Raw genomic sequence first — 16,508 nt, forward strand, 5'->3', positions numbered from 1 at the left:
GACGTCACACCTCAGGCACCGGCTTCGGCGCGCCGTTTTCGTCGAGCGCCACCATGATGAAGGTGCCGGCCGTGACCTTTTCCATCTTGTTGTAGCGCGAACGGTGCGCCCAGGCCTCGACGCAAAGAGTGATGGAGGTGCGGCCGACGCGGTCGATGTCGGTAAAGACCGAAAGTGTGTCGCCGATCTTCACCGGCAACTGGAAGGCCATTTCCTTGACCGCTGCGGTGACCACGCGGCCCCTGGCGCGTTCGGCGGCGCGGATGCCGCTTGCCAGATCCATCTGAGCCATGACCCATCCGCCGAAGATATCACCTGCGGGGTTGGCGTCACCAGGCATGGCAAGCGTGCGGAGCGTCAATTCGCCTCTCGGCTTCGGGGTCTCGGTCATGGTTCTCCTTCGCGATGTTTGCGTTTTCGATTACGCCCGCACGGTAATGCAAAGCGCAAGCGAAATGAACATGCAAACGGCCGGTGTTTGCGCGCTAGGTGCCACCGGTACTGAAATAAATCTCTTTAATATAAAATTCTAAGATAATTCAGTTTGTTGCAACGGGAGCCCGACCGCCGGCATCCGCCCCTTCCGTAACGTTATGTCGCCTCACTCTAATATTAGTTCACCGTCCAGTAATGGATCCCCCTCATCATTCAAAGATCGATTCTGCATGGGAATGCCGGGGGAATTCATGCGTAACATCAAGATATCAACGCGTCTCTATTGTCTCGTCGGCCTGACGCTGGCGATCTTTGTGGCGACGATGGTTTTCTTTCTGAACTATTCTTATTCCGAACTGGAAATGGAAAGAAAATCCGGTCTTGCGCAGATGGACGCGACGGCGGTCAACATCCTGCAGAAATACTTCAAGATGGAACAAGCCGGCACGCTGACACGCGATGAAGCGCAAGCCGCGGCGAAAGATGTGATCGCTGCGATGCGCTACGGCGGCAGCGGCTACTTCTGGATCAACGACATGCACCCGGTCATGGTGATGCACCCGATCAAGCCGGAGCTGAACGGCACCGATCTTTCGCAGAACAAAGATCCGGCCGGCAAATTCCTTTTCATGGAATTCGTCAATGTCGTGAAGGCCCATGGCGAGGGTTTTGTCGACTACTATTGGCCGAAGCCGGGTGCTGAACAGCCCGTCCTGAAATACTCGCACGTCGCTGGCTTCGAGCCCTGGGGCTGGATCGTCGGCACCGGCGTCTATTCCGACGACCTTGCAGCGCTCTACTGGCAGAATGCGATCTGGACGGCGATCCTTTGCGCGATCGGGGCTGGGATCATCGTTTCCGTTGCCTATGCGATCGTCAAGAGCGTTACCGCACCTGTCGCACGGATCGGCGCGGCGATGCATGAGATCGCAGGCGAGAACGAGGCGGTCGAAGTCTCCGACAGCGATCGGCGTGACGAGATCGGCCACATGGCAAAGGCCCTGCTGGTATTGCGCGACTCGATGCTCGACCGCAGCAAGATGCGCGCCCGTGAAGACGAGCGCCAGCGCGAGATCGACGGCGAACGCCGCGGCAATGAAGAGAGCCTGCGTGCGGCCGCCGAGCGACAGAACCACGCGATGCAGACGCTGGGCGCCGGCCTCGAGAAGCTTGCAGCCGGCGATCTCACGGTCTCGATCGGCGATCTCGGCGAGGACTATTCAAAACTGCGCTCCGACTTCAATGCCGCCGTCGGCGCGCTCAACGACGTCATCCAGGCGATCGCCGAATCGAGCAATGTCGTGAACGACAACGCATCGGGTATCAGCGAGGCTACCAGCAATCTGTCGAAGCGCACCGAGCAGCAGGCTGCTGCGCTCGAACAGACCGCAGCCGCACTCGACGAGATTACCGCAACGGTGCGGACCGCGTCCGAACGGGCGACCGAAGCCCGCGAGATGGTCGCTGAGACCAAGGCGAGTGCTGGAAAATCCGGCGAAATCGTGCGGAATGCCGTAAGCGCGATGAGCCGGATTGAGGACTCCTCGAGCCGGATCGGCCAGATCATCGGCGTGATTGACGAGATCGCCTTCCAGACCAACCTTTTGGCGCTGAATGCCGGTGTCGAGGCTGCACGCGCGGGCGAGGCCGGCCGGGGCTTTGCGGTCGTGGCGCAAGAGGTTCGCGAACTCGCGCAACGTTCGGCAAATGCCGCCAAGGAGATCAAGACGCTGATCAGCAACTCGGCGGCGGAAGTCGAATCCGGCGTGGCGCTGGTTCGCTCGACGGGCGATGCTCTGGTCGAGATCGAGACGCTGGTGAACAAGGTCAACGACCACGTGAATACAATTGCCACCGCGGCGCGCGAGCAGGCAACGGGCCTCCACGAGATCAACACCTCGGTCAACCACATGGATCAGATGACCCAGCAGAACGCTGCCATGGTGGAAGAGACGACGGCGGCGAGCCAGACGCTTGCTGAAGAGAGCAGCCAGCTTCGGACACTTCTCGCCAAGTTCCGCCTCGGCTCGCGCCCGTCCCAGCATTACGCACGGCACGCAGCTTGATCAGCTGCGGAGCCGGGATCCTCTGCTCCCAGGGGTAAGCTTTCATTCATCGTTTTTAGCTAAATTCGAGTCAAATTCTTCAATGCAAACAGGGCTGCGGGAGCGATGGAGAGTATTGTGTCTACCTCCCTTTTCCGACGTGTCGCGCTGCCGGTCCTGATATCCACCAGCCTTGCGACCTGTTCCATCAGCGATGGCATGATACCGCCGGCAAGCGTCGACCGGGGCACGAAGGTGAGTTCGATCTCGCCTATGCCGGGGCAAGGCGCGATGCGCATGGCGCCCGCCGACACGCAGCCGTCCTATCCTGTTTCCAACGCACCGGTTTCAAACACGGAAGGCTCGATCGATTATCTCGACACGCCGAACCTTGCAGGCGCTGGGCATTCAGCGCGCGCGGGCAGCCAGCCGATGCCGAACAAGCTGCCGATGATCGACAGCGATGAGGGGCTGGCGCAAGGGCAGGGGCAGCCGCAGAACTGGGGCGGCACCCAGCAGCTTGCAGTGCCTTCCGGTGGCGTCAACATGGATGCGGAGCTTGGCGCGGAACCCGTCGTCGGGCTGGCGCAGGAACAGCAGATGCAGATCGCCGAAGGAAATTCGGCTGAACCTGTGGTCGACGGGATCGGCACCGACAATCCCACGCAATTGAACCGGACGGCAATGCCGCGGCCCGCCGCGCAGGCCGAAATGAGCCGTGCCCCCGTGTGGAACGACGGCAGTTCGGTGATCGAGCCGTCGCGCGTTCCCGAAGAGGACGAGAGCGAGGAAGTGGCGATGCTCAGGCCGAACGACCCGATGATGAGCCGGCCGGTCGTCCCGGACCCGAACGTGATGCCGGCCTCCGAGCTTGCCTGCCGCCGTGAGCTGAAGCGCATGGGCGTGATCTTCACCGATAAGCCGGCGATCAACGACGGCCCGTCCTGCCAGGTGCCTTATCCAGTCTCGCTGCAGGGGCTCTCTGGCAATATCGGGGTGAGGCCTGCGGTGACGCTGAACTGCCAGGTGACGCTTGCCTTCGCCAAATGGGTGAAGAACGAACTCGCGCCATCGGCCCGCTTTCGCTATTGGTCTGGCGTCAAGACGATCCAGCCGCTCGGCGGCTATTCCTGCCGGCGCATGAACAACAGCCGCCAGAGATACAATCCGATGTCCGAACACGCACGCGGCAACGCGATCGACGTCGGCAAGTTCGTGCTGAAGAACGGCCACCAGATCGACGTGCGCAGGAAGGGCCTCTTCTCCTTCCGCGAGGGCAGGCTACTCAAGGCCGTGCGCTCCGACAGCTGCCGGTATTTTAACACCGTGCTCGGCCCCGGCAGCAACCCGGAGCACTGGAACCATTTTCACTTCGACCTCAGATCCCGCAAAGGCGGCAGGGTTTATTGCAGTTGAGCCTGGTGCGGGACCGGTTGCTAGCGAATGGCAGTTTGGCGCCGAGCGCCAGGTGGACCGCTCGCATTGGCAATGCCAACTCGAGCGTAATCTCAGACCGGATCGCAAAGATCGCCAACGCAATCCGATCCCGACAGCTGCTCGATCCTGAGTGCTATTCATTGATCTCCGGCTCGACGAGCCGTGCCAGATTTCGCAGCGACTCCTGCCAACCGAGGTAGCAAGCCTCAGGTGGAATAACGTCGGGGACACCTGCCTGCGTTATCTCCAGCTCGGTCCCGACCGAAACTTTCTTCAAGATCACAGCGACTTCCATTTCGCCAGGCAGGTTGGGGTCGTCGAATTTGTCCGTGTAGCGCAAGCGTTCGCCTGGGATGAGCTCGACATATTCGCCGCCAAACGCGTGGCTTCTGCCCGTTGTAAAGTTCCGGAAGGACATTTTGAACTTTCCTCCCACTGTCGGTGCAAAGTCATGCACAGTGCAGGTAAAGCCGTTAGGGGGAAGCCACTTGGCAAGCGCATCCGCTTCGACAAACGCGCGATAGACCTTCTCCGGGCTGGTTGCCAGGACGCGATGCAAGCGTATGGTGTTCGGCATGGTCGTGATCCTTTTGAATTGATGGAATTGACGATCCTAAGGACGAACGAGGCTTTGCCAATCCGACACCGGATCGATCTGTTATTGAGGTAAAAATTACTCAGACCTCACCTATAGGGAATCAGATCGACAAGGACGAGGCGATGAGGTCAGGTCAGTTCCAGCAGGAAAATCCCTGGAGCCGCGCTTGGGTTTGCAGTTTAGCCGTGGCTGATTTTTTTCAAAAGCCAAACCCTTCTCTTGGACAGTGGCCGCTTGGCGGCCGGAAGCTGCCCAAGTGATACACTAGACATCGTGCGCAGGCTATGCTGCGCTCCTACCAGGAGGGACAACATGACCGTCAAACGCATTGTCGCGAACATCGCGGTTTCCGATATAGAAGCCGCCAGGGCGTTCTATCAGGGCATCCTCGGCATGGATGTTATCATGGATCATGGATGGATCGTAACTTATGCGGCTGATGCGAGCGCGAGGCCGCAGGTCAGCTTTGCGACCGAAGGCGGCTCCGGGACGCCGGTGCCTGACCTCTCTATCGAAGTCGACAATCTTGATGAGGTCTATCAGCGGGTCGTCCGCGAAGCTATCGCGGTGGAATATGGTCCGGCGAGCGAGCCTTGGGGGGTGCGGCGGTTTTACCTGCGCGACCCTTTCGGCCGCCTGGTGAATATCCTGGGGCACGTGTAATCTCCCTGCGGTATTGCAGGAATCGGATGCTGTTCCAGCGGAAAAAAGAAAGCCGGCTTTGGAGCCGGCTCAAGCTGGGCCGGCCGGGCAGGGGAACGCGAGGCCGGATTCTTAGGATTTCGTGACTGGCAATGACTGCTTACTATACGCGAGGCAGCGAAAATCGGACGTAACGAGCGCCCTGGAAACGGTTCCGCAAAGGGTGGGCGGCGGCGCGGAAGCCGTTGCTTGCCTCGACACTTCTTATCTGCGAAGAAGATCACCGCTTGATGACAAATAAAACCTGCGGCTGATTTTCTTTTCCGTGATCCGGCCTGCTTGGAAGTGGGGGAGATCGCGATGCCGGCTGTTTCGGAGCTTGCCCTTTTTGCGCTGATGCTGGCGGCCGCGGGCGCGGTTGCGGGCCTACTTGCCGGTCTCTTCGGCATCGGCGGCGGCGCGATCCTCGTTCCGGTCTTTTATCAGGTGTTCGGCTGGCTTGATGTGCCGGAGGCGGTGCGCATGCACCTCTCGGTCGGCACCTCGCTTGCGATTATCGTTCCGACGTCGCTCAGGTCTTACATGGCGCATGCCAGTCACCGGGCGGTCGACCAGAAGCTCTTGAGCGGCTGGATCATCGCCGTGCCGCTTGGGGCAATCATCGCGGCGGTGATTGCCTCTGAAGCGTCGAGCGTGACCTTGCGATTCATCTTTGCAGCAGTCGCACTGCTCGTCGCCTTCCGCATGATGTTCAATCGCGCGAGCTGGCGGCTCGGCAGCGATCTGCCGGGTAATCCATTCAAGTTCCTTGTCGGGACGGGCATCGGAATTCTTTCCGGCCTGATGGGGATCGGCGGCGGCGTTCTCAACAATACCTTCATGACGCTATATTCGCGGCCGATGCACCAGGCGGTGGCGACGTCCGCGGGCGTTGGCGTGCTGATCTCGCTGCCCGGATTGTTCGGCTATGTCTGGGCCGGTTGGGGTGTATCGGGCCTGCCGCCGTTTTCGACCGGCTTCATCAACTGGATCGCTGTGGCGTTCATCATACCGCTGACGATGTATATCGCGCCGATCGGCGCGCGGCTTGCCCACCGGATGAGCAAGCGTCAATTGGAGATCGGCTTCGGCATCTTCCTGATCGTTACTGCCGCGCGGTTCCTCATCAGCATCTACGGATAAAGATGCTTTCGCTGAATAGTCTGTTCAGCGCCGGCAGGATGTCAAAGTGTAACAAAGGGGTTATATAGCGGACGAAAAAGAGGAAATACTCAAGAAATCCGCAATGGCACCCATCATTTCCATCCGAAATCTCAAAAAAAGCTACGCCAACGGGTTCGAGGCGCTGAAAGGCATCGATCTTGATGTCGAGAAGGGCGAGATCCTTGCCCTGCTCGGGCCGAACGGCGCGGGCAAGACGACGATGATTTCGATCGTCTGCGGCATCGTCAATCCGAGCAGCGGCCAAGTGCTGGTCGCCGGTCACGATGTCGTCAAGGATTTTCGGGCGACGCGGACGATGATCGGGCTGGTACCGCAGGAACTGACGACGGATCAGTTCGAGACCGTCTGGAATACGGTGAGCTTTTCGCGCGGCCTGCACGGCAAGAAGCCGAACCCGGCCCATATCGAGAAGGTCTTGCGTGACCTTTCGCTGTGGAACAAGAAGGACAATATGCTTCGGGAGCTTTCCGGCGGCATGAAGCGGCGCGTGCTGATCGCCAAGGCGCTGAGCCACGAGCCGGAGATACTCTTCCTCGACGAGCCGACGGCAGGCGTCGACGTGACGCTGCGCAAGGATATGTGGCGGGTCGTGGAAAGGCTGCGCGAGTCCGGCGTTACCATCATCCTGACGACGCATTACATCGAAGAGGCCGAAGAGATCGCCGACCGCGTCGGCGTGATCAACGGCGGCAAACTGCTGCTGGTCGAAGACAAGACCGCGCTGATGACGAAGCTCGGCCGCAAGCAGCTGATCCTCGAGCTTGCCGAACCGCTGGACGCGCTGCCCGACTGTTTCTCCGGAAACGGCCTGTCGCTGGAGCCCGACGGAAATCGGCTGATCTACGATTTCGATGCGCATAGCGAGCAGGAGAGCATCGCCGCGCTGCTCACCCGGCTTGCGGCGCAGAACATCCACTTCAAGGATCTTTCGACGCGGCAAAGTTCGCTCGAGGATATCTTCGTGGCGCTCGTGGGAGGCACGAAATGAACTTCGAAGCCATCAAGTCGATCTATTTCTTCGAAATGGCGCGCACGCGCCGCACGCTGCTGCAGAGTGTCTTCTCGCCGGTGATTTCCACCTCGCTCTATTTTATCGTCTTCGGCGCGGCGATCGGCTCGCGCATCCAAGAGGTGGAGGGCGTTTCCTACGGCGCCTTCATCACGCCGGGGCTCATCATGTTGACGCTGCTCGGGCAATGCATCGGCAACGGTTCCTTCGGCATCTATTTTCCGAAATTCACCGGAACGATCTACGAGGTGCTGTCGGCGCCGGTTGCGATGACGGAGATCTTGCTAGGCTATGTGGGAGCTGCGGCCACCAAGGGACTGCTGATCGGGCTCATTATCCTCCTGACGGCCAATGCCTTCGTGGACATCAGGATCGAGCATCCCTTCATGATGATCCTGTTCTTCCTTCTGACGGCGGTCACTTTCAGCCTGTTCGGATTCATGATCGGCATATGGGCAGGCAACTTCGAGCAATTGAACCTGATCCCGATGCTCGTGGTGCCGCCGCTGACCTTCCTCGGCGGCAGCTTCTATTCGATCAACATGCTGCCGCCCTTCTGGCAGGCCGTCAGCCACTTCAATCCGGTGCTCTATCTGGTCAGCGGTTTCCGTTGGAGCTTCTACGGCATCGCCGACGTCAATCCGCTGCTCAGCCTTGGGATGATCACCATGTTCCTGGCGATCTGCCTTGCGACACTTGGCTGGATCTTCAAGACGGGATACCGGCTGCGGAACTGAGTCCGGACCCGCGCCGGGCAGATGGTATTGACGGTGACTTCGCCTTCGCTAACGCTGCGCTCCGGGTCACGGCCTTCCGTACTCGATCTCGATGACGGTATGAGCTTGTCATTCCGGAAGGCGCTGGCGCTCATCGCGGTGAGGTCTTCGGCGGGGGGCGCTCGACCTCCATGAAATCGAGTTCAGCTTGCGGCGACGATGCGGGCATCGCCTGTCGTGCGGGCTACGACCACGACCCCGCCCTGCGAGGGTGAATTTTGCCTAGATCGTTGGCGCCGGCCACCGGGACCCGGCGATAGGCATTGGCCGCTTTGCCATCGCCCGCTGCGGAAGCTTCCTTCGCAGCATCATCGATCTGCGCTTGGCTTTCGACCGAGTTACCGAAGCGGCGTCCTTTGCAAGAATGCGCCGGCCGGCAATCAGATCCTGTTGATTGTCGGCAGGAAGGATACGACCTGCCTGCGGTGGGCGGGATCCAGCGTGTCGATGCGGTCTTTCCAGAATTGTGCGGCCTCGGGCGTATCTTTTTCCCAGCAGCGGGTGGATACGATGTTATCGTCGATCACCGCGCGGCGATGGCCACCCAGGCGTAAATATTCGTCCGCGAGTTGCTTCGAGGGATTATCCATGGACAGCGCCTCCTTTCAATCCTTTCAACCCGGATGCGGGACGCAAGGTTCCATGGGTTGAAGAATATAGAGCCGGGCCTTGGCGCTATGCGCGGCTCCTCAAGCGCCCTTTGGGTGCTTCTGCGAGGTGTTCAGTGCCACGGCGGCGCGAACGAGCGCCTTCAACGCGTTTTCATCGATCTCGTCGCCCTCATGGAAATCGATGGCACGCCTCGTGTTGCCTTCGAGGCTGGAGTTGAAGAGGCCTGAAGGATCCTCCAACGAGGCGCCCTTGGCGAAGGTCAACTTCACTGCATTCTTATAAGTCTCGCCGGTGCAGATGATGCCAGCATGCTCCCACACGGGAACCCCGAAAATGTTCGAGGGCTTTCTCCATTTTACCTCCTCGACCACTTCGGGGTCGGTTTCCTTGATGAGGCTTCGGAGCCGGGCGAGCGTCATGCCCCGCCAATCGCCAAGCGCCGCTACTTTCGCATCGATCAGCTGAGACGGAGAGGCTTCTGCTTCCTTCGCGGCATTCTTCTTCATCGTGGTTGTCGCTTTCATCATCGTACCCTCACAGTCGTTCGCCGGGCAACTGGCTGGCTTGCTTCACCCAGTCGGCGAACTGGGCTTCGTCCAGTTCGTCCTCATGGATGTCGAGATAGCGCACATCCTTGTGCTTGGATTGGCCGAGCGGAAGAGGGCACAGCGATGCGCCGCGGAAGAACGTCACTTTCACGTATTTCGTGAAGCAATGAAAGCTGAGGAACCAGATATCGTCCTCGACACCATAGAAGGGCGAGTTCCATTTGACAGCCTTGCGCACGCCGGGGACGGTGCGCTCGATGAGCGCGTCGAGGCGACGCCCGACATCGCTCTTCCAGCCCGGCATGGCCGCGACGTAGGCCTGCACGGGGGCATCGCCGTAACCCTTGGCGATCTGAGGGTTGCCGCCTGAGAGGAGGACTGGTTCTGTGGAGGCCGGTTTGGTTGTGGCCTCCTTTGCGGCCTTCGCTGACTTCCCGGGCGTCTTGCGGTCCATCGTTCATGCCTTTGCGCTGACACTTCGCGTGCTGCGCCACTTCGTGGCGTACGGCAGCACGAACATGTAGAGACCGGTGAACAGGAGCAAGAACAGCGGCAGCAGGGGCGCGTAGACGACCCAGCCGGGAGATTCTCCCAATCCCATAGCGACGAAATTGGCAAAGACGGTCGCGGTAAAGGCGATAGACAGCCAGCGGTGGAATTGCCGTATCCAATTATGCCAGTTCAATGGAACCTCCTCCGAGTATCAGCCGAAGCACAACGCGCCCAAGACATCAGTCTGCCCGCGCCAAGACCTGTTCCAGGTTTGCAAAGAACTGCTGCCACCCTGCTTTTGCGCCCCCGTAAGCCTGCTTCTGATCCGGCCGGAAGCCCGACTGCTCCATGCGCAGGTGGGTTCCCGTGCTCGTTGGAGTGAGCGTAAAGGTCACCACGCTCTGCAGATTATAGGCCGCATCGTTGTGCGCAAAATTCCAAGTGTAAGACAACGTTCTGTTCGGCTCGACGGCGAGGACCTCGCAGTCCAGCACGCCGCCCCAGTCACCGCGAAGATTGAAACGGTGGCCCACGTCAGGCTTGAAGTCGTTCTTCATGAGCCACTCCTCGATCAGGTGTGGCTGCGTGAGCGCGCGCCAGATCTTTTCCGGCGGAAAGGGAATCTCCCGTTCGACAATGACGGAAAGCGATTCGGTCGCGGCTTTGTTCATTGGTCCATCCTTTTGAGCAGATCTTCGAGATCGTTGAACCGGCTCTGCCAGAAGCCCGCCATCTGGCTTGTCCAATCGATCAGCGGGGCCAAGGCACTGAGCTGCGCGCTATAATGCGTATGGCGGCCTTCATGGCGGTCGCGCACCAACCCGGCCTGCTTTAGGACGCCCAGATGCTTTGAGACGACCGGCTGGGAGACCCCGGCCCGGGCCGTCAGGGCCCCGACCGTCTTTTCTCCCTCGCGGCACAGCCGCTCGAAGAGAGCCCGCCGGGTCGGATCGGCGAGCGTTCTGAAGAGCATATCGGGAGCGTTCGACATTCGGGATCCATACCCGTTGACTATTGATGAACGTATAGCCGCATAGGTATGAGTGAGTCAAGCCGAACGCTAACGGGGTTCCGTCGCCGAATGGGCATCCGCGAATTTACCATACCCCGTTGGCTATGCGTGGTGCAATGTTGCCACCGATGATAAATGGCCGTGCCAATGAGGCGAAGCGGGTCCCGTTGCTGCTATTGCGCAGTCTAGTCGCGCATCCTGAGCTCATCCGTCTGCATCTGCAGGGAACCCAGCGTTTGCAGGAAGCTCATGCCGAGCAGGCTCTGGTCGAGCGCGCCGTCTTCGGCGACGCTAGCGGCGACGTCGGTGCGCACGATGGGGCCGATGGCGATGCGGTCAAGCGTCACGGGCGCGGCGCGGGCGCGGCCGTTCGCCGTCATGACGGTCATCGAATAAGTGAGGTTTTCAGGGATGATGCCGATCCGCTCGGCATCCGTATGCGACAAGGCCACCATGCTGGCGCCGGTATCGACAAGCATCGGGATCGTCTGGCCGTTGACGGAGACGTCGGCTTCGAAATGCCCGTTCAGCAGCTTGTGCAGGATAATCTCGCTGCTGCCCTCGCTGGTGGTGACGACGACGGCACGGCCGGGCACGAGGCCGGCAAGCAGGCGGTTGCCAACGCCAAACAGGTCCTGGCGGTAGAGATATACGGTTGCGAGGGCCAGGATGATGACCAGCCAGATCATCAGGTTGCGCATGGTTTCGCCGGCGCTGCGGCGGCTTGCCCAAATGCCGGCAGACAGCATCAGCACGATCGGCAGGAGATAGACCATGCGCCCGAAATCGTCGATGTTCATGCCGAGCACGCGGTCGCTGTCGTGGTTGTAGACGAGCACCGCAAGGCCGATCCCGAGGATCAGAAGGAATAGCCCGAGCCGATTCATGAACGGTGCTCCGGCATTGCGGCCGCCTCGCGGACCAGGGCCGCCGGTTCGGCAAAGAGGCGCGCGGAAAGGACAGTCATTATGCGCTGCCTTTCCTCATCTGAATAAGACATCCAGTTGCCGATCTCCTGAAGCGTGCGGCAGCAACCCGTGCAAAAGCCGGTTGCTGGATCGATCGAGCATACGTGGATGCAGGGCGTTTGCATGAGCGGAATATCGTGATTTCACAAGGCCGTGGCAAGGGCGCAGAAGGCTGCGATTTCGGAAATCTGCTGGGCGGCGCCGAGCGTGTCCCCCGTATGGCCCGCAAGCTTGCGGCGGATATAGAGCGTGAAGGCGATGACCGCGATGCCCGTTGCAAGCAGGCTGCAGACAAGGGCCAGCAGGCCGAGCGCCGGCCAGACGAGAAGGGCCGAAAAGAGGCAGGCGGACACGACCGCGACATGCATTGCGCTTTCGCCGGGCTGGCCCGAGGAGGCGGCGATGCCGTCCGTCTTTGCTGGCGGAAGACGGTGCCAGTGCCAGACGAGGGCGCCACGGCTGAGGCAGGCGGCCGCGGGGATAGCGAAGGCGGCGGCAAGCGGGGCGACCTCGCGGGCGATGGCGGCAAGCGCTGCTGCGCGAAGTGCTAGCGAGAAGACGAGGGCAATCGCGCCGTAGCTGCCGATGCGGCTGTCCTTCATGATCGCCAGCGCGTGCTCGCGGTCGCGTCCGCCGCCGATGCCGTCGGCAGTGTCGGAGAGCCCGTCCTCATGCAGCGCGCCGCCGATGAGCGTCTGGACGGCGAATGCGACGAACGCCGCCATCAGACGGTCTGCGCGCAGGCCAAGGAGAATGAGAAAGACGAGGGCCGGAAGGAGGCCGATCAGAATGCCGGCAAGCGGGAAGGCGCGTACCGTGCGGCTAAGCTTGCCGTCGTCTGCGGAAAAGACCCATTGCGGCACGGGAAGCCGGCTCAGGAAAGCGACGGCGCGGGCAGTGTCGAGCGCATAGGCCTTGATGTTCATGTCCCCAACTTCAAGCATGAAAGGTGCGACGCTTTGGGAGTTGTGACGCCTGGCCGCTGCCTTTAATAGAGTCGCGACGAAAGAAGCCGATTTGTCGGCAAAAGACAAGTTGGCCCCGGATCTCCGGACAGAAGCAAATACAAGGAAGCCGCATTCATGAGCGTTTCAGGCCTGCCGTTCGACGATTTCCGTGCGCTGCTGCGCGATCTGCCGGGACCGGATACCCGGGCGCTGGTGGCAGCGCGCGAGCGCGACGCGCAGTTGACGAAGCCGCCGGGCGCGCTCGGGCGGCTCGAGGAGATCGCTTTCTGGCTGGCGGCCTGGACGGGCAGGGCGCCGGCCGTCAACCGGCCGCTGGTTGCGATCTTCGCCGGCAATCACGGCGTGGCGAAACAGGGCATCACGCCCTTTCCGCCGGCGGTGACACAGCAGATGGTGGAGAATTTCGCCGCCGGTGGTGCCGCGATCAACCAGATCTGCGTCGCCTACGATCTTGGGTTGAAGGTCTTCGATCTGGCGCTCGACTATCCGACCGGCGACATCACCGAAGAGGCAGCACTTTCCGAGCGCGACTGCGCTGCGACCATGGCCTTCGGCATGGAGGCAATTGCGGGCGGCACCGACCTGCTCTGCATCGGCGAGATGGGCATCGGCAACACGACGATCGCTGCGGCCATAAATTACGCGCTTTACGGCGGCTCGGCGCGCGACTGGGTCGGCCCCGGAACGGGTTCTGAGGGCGAGATGCTGGAGCGCAAGGTGGCAGCCGTCGAGCGCGCTGTCGAGCTGCACCGTGACCATCTGAACGATCCGCTGGAAATCATGCGCCGCCTCGGCGGCCGCGAGATTGCGGCAATGGCTGGCGCCATTCTTGCCGCGCGCGTCGAAAAGATACCGGTACTGATCGACGGCTATGTGGCGACGGCGGCAGGAGCCATCCTGCAGGCGGCCAATCCGTCGGCGCTCGACCACTGCATGATCGGTCATGTCTCGGGCGAACCGGGGCATCTCAGGGCGATCGAGATGCTTGGCAAAACGCCGCTTCTGGCGCTCGGCATGCGGCTTGGCGAGGGGACGGGTGCGGCACTTGCCGCCGGCATCGTGAGAGCCGCCGCGGCCTGCCATTCCGGAATGGCGACATTCTCGCAGGCGGGCGTTACCAACAAACACTGAGCGCTGCAGCTCTGTGTCAGACGGATGACGGGTGCTTGCGGCGGAAGCCTGGAACCGGTATTCGCATTTTGACCGATGGACGGCGGCTGCGGCCGCCGCCGACTGCAAGACGAGGGCGTGCTTTGACCAAACCTGCCATAGGCAAACTGACGGGTGTGAGCCATTTCTTCGCTGCCGCCGTCTATTCCTGGGCGGGCTTCCAGCGCCTGATCAAGGAATCGGCTTTCCGGCAGGAGCTGCTTTTTGCCGCCGTTTCGCTGATCCTGCTTGCCGCTGTCGGTGTATCGCTGTGGGAAATGATGATTGCCGTCGTGCTGTTTCTGGTGCTCTTTGCCGTCGAGGCGCTGAATACGGCGATCGAGGAGGTGATCGACCGCATCTCGCCGGAAATCTCAATGGTCGGCAAACATGCGAAGGATCTTGGCTCCTTTGCCGTCCTCTGCGCGATTGCCGCGTGCGGGCTCTACCTTCTCGTCACGATCGGCACGCACCTCATTGCGATCGTCTTTGCCTGAGGCGGATGGCGTCAGGCATCAGGATTTTCTCTTATCGCTTTCTCGAAAAAAAGGCTGACCGGTGACGGCCTGTAGGCGCCGAAGGGGCCGCGCTCCTTGTATCCGGCCCAACGATACAGGTTCTGTCCAGCCGTATTCCTGATACCAACTTCCATTTTGATAAGGCGAATTCCTTTGGACAACGCCGCTGCTTCCACGGCTTGCAACAGTGCTCTTCCAACGCCCCGCTGTCTGAATGTCTGATCAACGATCATCCGCTTGAGTTCCGCCGTGCCATCATGATCGTCGAAGAGCGCGCAGCACCCTGCTGCGGAAAGATCGCCAGTGCGTGCGACAAAGACTGAAATATGTGGGGCGGACAATGTTTCCGGATTGAGCGGCCTGCGATACTCGCCGGGATAGAGCGAAGCTGCAACCGTATCGGACAGCAAGAGAAGCGACGCCACGTCATCTTGCCTCGGGCTTTCTTCTTTGACGCTCAACATCGTTTGCACTGATCCGTCATCCTGGTTTCATGCAGATTGCCGAGATTAAGCGAAGCTCTTCCGCTTGCGAGAAACGGGCTGCGCTTCCTCGACGGCCGGCAGGCTTTGCAGCACACGCCTGGCAGGCAGGATGGCGATCACTTCGGTGCCTTCGCGCAGCTTTGATTTCAGGACGAACTGGCCGTCATGCTTGGCAAGGATCGCCTGGACGATCGGCAGGCCGAGGCCGGTGCCCTGTTCGGCGCTCTTGATGGCGATCGAGCCCTGGCCGAAAGCGGAGAGCACGACGGGGATTTCGTCCTCGGGAATGCCAGGGCCGTTGTCCTTGATGGAGATGTATTGGCCGCCGCCTGCCGTCCAGCCGACCTTGACATGGATTTCACCGCCTTGCGGCGTGAACTTCACTGCGTTTGAGAGCAGGTTCAGCACCACCTGGCGCAACGACTTCTCGTCGGCCCAGACAGACGGCAGCTCCGGTTCGAACTGCTGGGTGATGGAAATGTTCTTGCCCCTGGCACGCAACTGCACCATGCCAATGCAATCTTCCGCGATATCAAGGAGCGAGATCGCTTCTTCGATGAGCTCGTATTTCCCGGCCTCGATGCGCGATAGGTCGAGGATCTCGTTGATGAGGTTCAGCAGATGCTGGCCGGAGCGGTGGATGTCGTTCGTGTATTCCTTGTAGGTCGGGTTGTTCAGCGGGCCCATGACCTCGGCCGACATCACCTCGGAGAAGCCGAGGATGGCGTTCAGCGGCGTGCGCAGCTCATGTGACATGGAGGCGAGGAAGCGCGATTTGGCAAGGTTTGCCTCTTCCGCCCGCCGGCGCGCTTCGTCGGACATGGATTTGGCGACTTCGAGTTCGGCGATCAAGTCGTCCTTTTCCGACTGGAAGGAGAGGATCTTGAGGTTCGACTGGAAGAGGCGGTCGCTGATGTAGTTGAAGAAAATGACGGTCGTCGTGAAAACGGCAGTGAGGCTCAGCTCAAGCAGGTCGCGCGAGATGCCGGCCTTTGCAGCGAGTGCTACGACGGAGGGTGCGAAGGCAACGAGTACGGCGGGCGTCAGCATGAAATTCGACATTGCCGTAACGGAAAGCGCGATGAGAAGCGTCGCGCCCTTAAAAAGGATGAAGCCGGAGGGATCGCAGGCGTCGCAGTCCTGAAGCGCAAAGACGGCCCAGCAACTGCCGATCATCAGCTGGCCGAAAAGCAAGACGCGGCGCCATTTGCGCGCCGATTCCACAGTTATCTCCTTTTTGCGGCCGCGGCGCACGAGAAAGATGTTTGCCGCATAGGCAGTCAGCGTCATGACGGCCCAGAGGAAGATTTGTGTGTTGCCGGTGAAATAGATGCCAAGGGCCGCAATGATGATGACGAAGAGCGGCATGATCGACGCGCCCTGAACAAAGGCGCTCATATACATCCTGAGCGCGTCCCGATCGAAGGCGGCGGCGGAGGAATGGCCGGATTGCAGCCGCTCGCGCGTCTGCCGCACAGCCTTGGAGACAGGCTTGTTGCGGTGACTGCGGGATTTGTCGACGATAATCTTATCGGTCGATGTGCTAACGCCGGTACTCATGTGCACAATGATACTTGATCCGCGGATGGT

The 16,508-nt window shown here is 60.6% G+C and carries 21 protein-coding genes; 8 read left to right on the plus strand and 13 right to left on the minus strand.

What is annotated here, in order from left to right; all coding sequences use genetic code 11:
- Positions 1-4: 4 nt before the first annotated feature.
- Positions 5-391, minus strand: coding sequence for an acyl-CoA thioesterase (locus BLP23_RS13985; RefSeq protein WP_092585403.1), 387 nt, complete (start codon positions 389-391; stop codon positions 5-7).
- Between the two features lie 295 nt (positions 392-686).
- On the opposite strand from BLP23_RS13985, the gene BLP23_RS13990 reads away from it, so the two are divergent.
- Positions 687-2,501: a methyl-accepting chemotaxis protein gene (locus BLP23_RS13990; RefSeq protein WP_092585404.1), complete on the plus strand. Its 1,815-nt coding sequence runs from the start codon at positions 687-689 to the stop codon at positions 2,499-2,501.
- Positions 2,502-2,699: 198 nt separating this feature from the next.
- Entirely contained in the window at positions 2,700-3,896 is a 1,197-nt protein-coding gene (locus tag BLP23_RS13995) for an extensin-like domain-containing protein (protein ID WP_407691791.1), read from the plus strand.
- A 154-nt stretch (positions 3,897-4,050) separates the two neighbouring features.
- Here BLP23_RS13995 and BLP23_RS14000 read toward each other — a convergent pair whose 3' ends face one another.
- Complete coding sequence (locus BLP23_RS14000) at positions 4,051-4,494, minus strand: SRPBCC family protein (RefSeq protein ID WP_092585406.1); 444 nt, start codon at positions 4,492-4,494, stop codon at positions 4,051-4,053.
- 333 nt (positions 4,495-4,827) lie between these two features.
- Between BLP23_RS14000 and BLP23_RS14005 the strand changes: the two genes are divergently transcribed.
- From BLP23_RS14005 to BLP23_RS14020, 4 genes are all read left to right on the plus strand, one after another.
- A complete protein-coding gene (locus BLP23_RS14005) occupies positions 4,828-5,178 on the plus strand; it encodes a VOC family protein (RefSeq protein WP_092585407.1) in 351 nt (116 codons plus the stop codon).
- 339 nt (positions 5,179-5,517) lie between these two features.
- Entirely contained in the window at positions 5,518-6,339 is an 822-nt protein-coding gene (locus tag BLP23_RS14010; protein ID WP_092585408.1) for a sulfite exporter TauE/SafE family protein, read from the plus strand.
- 103 nt (positions 6,340-6,442) lie between these two features.
- A complete protein-coding gene (locus tag BLP23_RS14015) occupies positions 6,443-7,369 on the plus strand; it encodes an ABC transporter ATP-binding protein (RefSeq protein ID WP_092585409.1) in 927 nt (308 codons plus the stop codon).
- Positions 7,366-8,127, plus strand: a complete 762-nt coding sequence (locus tag BLP23_RS14020) for an ABC transporter permease (protein ID WP_092585410.1) — start codon at positions 7,366-7,368, stop codon at positions 8,125-8,127. Before BLP23_RS14015 ends, BLP23_RS14020 begins: the two co-directional genes overlap by 4 nt.
- Before the next feature lie 419 nt (positions 8,128-8,546).
- On the opposite strand, the gene BLP23_RS14030 is transcribed toward BLP23_RS14020, so the two are convergent.
- The 9 genes from BLP23_RS14030 to BLP23_RS14070 form a co-directional block, all read right to left on the minus strand.
- Positions 8,547-8,756: a hypothetical protein gene (locus BLP23_RS14030; protein ID WP_092585411.1), complete on the minus strand. Its 210-nt coding sequence runs from the start codon at positions 8,754-8,756 to the stop codon at positions 8,547-8,549.
- A gap of 99 nt (positions 8,757-8,855) precedes the next feature.
- Entirely contained in the window at positions 8,856-9,305 is a 450-nt protein-coding gene (locus BLP23_RS14035; protein WP_092585412.1) for a DUF1801 domain-containing protein, read from the minus strand.
- Positions 9,306-9,312: 7 nt separating this feature from the next.
- Positions 9,313-9,780 carry a DUF1801 domain-containing protein gene (locus tag BLP23_RS14040; protein ID WP_092585413.1) on the minus strand — a complete coding sequence of 156 codons (468 nt, stop codon included), beginning with the start codon at positions 9,778-9,780 and terminating at the stop codon, positions 9,313-9,315.
- 3 nt (positions 9,781-9,783) lie between these two features.
- Positions 9,784-10,011 (minus strand): hypothetical protein, encoded by a 228-nt coding sequence (locus BLP23_RS14045; protein WP_092585414.1) that lies wholly within the window; start codon positions 10,009-10,011, stop codon positions 9,784-9,786.
- Between the two features lie 46 nt (positions 10,012-10,057).
- Complete coding sequence (locus BLP23_RS14050) at positions 10,058-10,489, minus strand: SRPBCC family protein (protein WP_092585415.1); 432 nt, start codon at positions 10,487-10,489, stop codon at positions 10,058-10,060.
- Positions 10,486-10,809, minus strand: coding sequence for an ArsR/SmtB family transcription factor (locus BLP23_RS14055; RefSeq protein WP_022715128.1), 324 nt, complete (start codon positions 10,807-10,809; stop codon positions 10,486-10,488). The genes BLP23_RS14050 and BLP23_RS14055 overlap by 4 nt, the downstream gene beginning before the upstream one ends.
- A gap of 206 nt (positions 10,810-11,015) precedes the next feature.
- The gene (locus tag BLP23_RS14060) at positions 11,016-11,717 is read right to left on the minus strand and encodes a TIGR02281 family clan AA aspartic protease (protein WP_092585416.1); all 702 of its coding nucleotides are present in this window, start codon (positions 11,715-11,717) and stop codon (positions 11,016-11,018) included.
- Positions 11,714-11,923, minus strand: coding sequence for a DUF1289 domain-containing protein (locus BLP23_RS14065; protein ID WP_092585417.1), 210 nt, complete (start codon positions 11,921-11,923; stop codon positions 11,714-11,716). The genes BLP23_RS14060 and BLP23_RS14065 overlap by 4 nt, the downstream gene beginning before the upstream one ends.
- A gap of 18 nt (positions 11,924-11,941) precedes the next feature.
- A complete protein-coding gene (locus tag BLP23_RS14070) occupies positions 11,942-12,724 on the minus strand; it encodes an adenosylcobinamide-GDP ribazoletransferase (RefSeq protein WP_092585418.1) in 783 nt (260 codons plus the stop codon).
- Positions 12,725-12,880: 156 nt separating this feature from the next.
- On the opposite strand from BLP23_RS14070, the gene cobT reads away from it, so the two are divergent.
- Both cobT and BLP23_RS14080 read left to right on the plus strand, forming a co-directional pair.
- On the plus strand, positions 12,881-13,897 hold the full coding sequence (gene cobT / locus BLP23_RS14075) for a nicotinate-nucleotide--dimethylbenzimidazole phosphoribosyltransferase (protein WP_092585419.1): 1,017 nt from the start codon (positions 12,881-12,883) through the stop codon (positions 13,895-13,897).
- Positions 13,898-14,019: 122 nt separating this feature from the next.
- Positions 14,020-14,412, plus strand: a complete 393-nt coding sequence (locus tag BLP23_RS14080; RefSeq protein ID WP_092585420.1) for a diacylglycerol kinase — start codon at positions 14,020-14,022, stop codon at positions 14,410-14,412.
- An 11-nt stretch (positions 14,413-14,423) separates the two neighbouring features.
- Here BLP23_RS14080 and BLP23_RS14085 read toward each other — a convergent pair whose 3' ends face one another.
- Positions 14,424-14,897 carry a GNAT family N-acetyltransferase gene (locus BLP23_RS14085; RefSeq protein ID WP_092585421.1) on the minus strand — a complete coding sequence of 158 codons (474 nt, stop codon included), beginning with the start codon at positions 14,895-14,897 and terminating at the stop codon, positions 14,424-14,426.
- A 45-nt stretch (positions 14,898-14,942) separates the two neighbouring features.
- Positions 14,943-16,478 (minus strand): MFS domain-containing histidine kinase, encoded by a 1,536-nt coding sequence (locus BLP23_RS14090; protein ID WP_092585589.1) that lies wholly within the window; start codon positions 16,476-16,478, stop codon positions 14,943-14,945.
- Positions 16,479-16,508: the final 30 nt, after the last annotated feature.

Origin of the sequence: Rhizobium mongolense subsp. loessense (assembly GCF_900099775.1) — a bacterium.
In the GTDB taxonomy this organism is placed as follows: Bacteria; Pseudomonadota; Alphaproteobacteria; order Rhizobiales; family Rhizobiaceae; genus Rhizobium; species Rhizobium loessense.

Coding starts and splice junctions, on each gene's coding strand:
- BLP23_RS13985 (WP_092585403.1), bottom strand. CDS start 391: ATGACCGAGACCCCGAAGCCGAGAGGCGAATTGACGCTCCGCACGCTT.
- BLP23_RS13990 (WP_092585404.1), top strand. CDS start 687: ATGCGTAACATCAAGATATCAACGCGTCTCTATTGTCTCGTCGGCCTG.
- BLP23_RS13995 (WP_407691791.1), top strand. CDS start 2,700: ATGATACCGCCGGCAAGCGTCGACCGGGGCACGAAGGTGAGTTCGATC.
- BLP23_RS14000 (WP_092585406.1), bottom strand. CDS start 4,494: ATGCCGAACACCATACGCTTGCATCGCGTCCTGGCAACCAGCCCGGAG.
- BLP23_RS14005 (WP_092585407.1), top strand. CDS start 4,828: ATGACCGTCAAACGCATTGTCGCGAACATCGCGGTTTCCGATATAGAA.
- BLP23_RS14010 (WP_092585408.1), top strand. CDS start 5,518: ATGCCGGCTGTTTCGGAGCTTGCCCTTTTTGCGCTGATGCTGGCGGCC.
- BLP23_RS14015 (WP_092585409.1), top strand. CDS start 6,443: ATGGCACCCATCATTTCCATCCGAAATCTCAAAAAAAGCTACGCCAAC.
- BLP23_RS14020 (WP_092585410.1), top strand. CDS start 7,366: ATGAACTTCGAAGCCATCAAGTCGATCTATTTCTTCGAAATGGCGCGC.
- BLP23_RS14030 (WP_092585411.1), bottom strand. CDS start 8,756: ATGGATAATCCCTCGAAGCAACTCGCGGACGAATATTTACGCCTGGGT.
- BLP23_RS14035 (WP_092585412.1), bottom strand. CDS start 9,305: ATGATGAAAGCGACAACCACGATGAAGAAGAATGCCGCGAAGGAAGCA.
- BLP23_RS14040 (WP_092585413.1), bottom strand. CDS start 9,780: ATGGACCGCAAGACGCCCGGGAAGTCAGCGAAGGCCGCAAAGGAGGCC.
- BLP23_RS14050 (WP_092585415.1), bottom strand. CDS start 10,489: ATGAACAAAGCCGCGACCGAATCGCTTTCCGTCATTGTCGAACGGGAG.
- BLP23_RS14055 (WP_022715128.1), bottom strand. CDS start 10,809: ATGTCGAACGCTCCCGATATGCTCTTCAGAACGCTCGCCGATCCGACC.
- BLP23_RS14060 (WP_092585416.1), bottom strand. CDS start 11,717: ATGAATCGGCTCGGGCTATTCCTTCTGATCCTCGGGATCGGCCTTGCG.
- BLP23_RS14065 (WP_092585417.1), bottom strand. CDS start 11,923: ATGCAAACGCCCTGCATCCACGTATGCTCGATCGATCCAGCAACCGGC.
- BLP23_RS14070 (WP_092585418.1), bottom strand. CDS start 12,724: ATGAACATCAAGGCCTATGCGCTCGACACTGCCCGCGCCGTCGCTTTC.
- cobT (WP_092585419.1), top strand. CDS start 12,881: ATGAGCGTTTCAGGCCTGCCGTTCGACGATTTCCGTGCGCTGCTGCGC.
- BLP23_RS14085 (WP_092585421.1), bottom strand. CDS start 14,897: ATGTTGAGCGTCAAAGAAGAAAGCCCGAGGCAAGATGACGTGGCGTCG.
- BLP23_RS14090 (WP_092585589.1), bottom strand. CDS start 16,478: ATGAGTACCGGCGTTAGCACATCGACCGATAAGATTATCGTCGACAAA.